This is a genomic window from Xanthomonas sp. SHU 166 (assembly GCF_000364685.1).
Classification (GTDB): domain Bacteria; phylum Pseudomonadota; class Gammaproteobacteria; order Xanthomonadales; family Xanthomonadaceae; genus Xanthomonas_A; species Xanthomonas_A sontii.
Genome location: NZ_AQOJ01000530.1, coordinates 1 through 387, shown reverse-complemented (window position 1 = coordinate 387; position 387 = coordinate 1). Strand labels below are relative to the sequence as shown.

Sequence of the window (387 nt, the reverse complement as noted above, 5' to 3'; positions counted from 1 at the left end):
ATCGCCACCGCCGAGGTGCAACGCGATCGCTTCGCGGCCGCCGCGGCCTTGGCCGAACGCTACCAGGCGACGATTGTGCTGAAGGGGGCCGGCAGCCTGGTCGCCGCGCCCGGGCAGACGCCGCGGGTGATCGCCGCCGGCAATCCGGGCATGGCGGTTGGTGGCATGGGCGATCTGTTGACCGGGGTGGTCACGGCGCTGCGCGCGCAAGGGTTGCCGGCGTTCGAGGCGGCCAGCGTCGGCGCGCTGCTGCATGCCGGCGCCGGCGATCGCGCGGCTGCCGCGGGCCAGCGCGGGTTGCTGCCGACCGATCTGTTGCCGGCGCTGCGGCGCCTGTCCAATCCGGAATCCGAACCATGAGCCTCAGCTTGTTCCTGCCCGACAGCG

At 73.4% G+C, this 387-nt stretch carries 1 protein-coding gene; it reads left to right on the top strand.

The window, feature by feature from the left end; all coding sequences use genetic code 11:
* Nucleotides 1-360 (top strand): NAD(P)H-hydrate dehydratase (locus D180_RS13640; protein WP_043090987.1); only part of this gene is annotated, 360 nt, incomplete at its 5' end.
* Nucleotides 361-387: the final 27 nt, after the last annotated feature.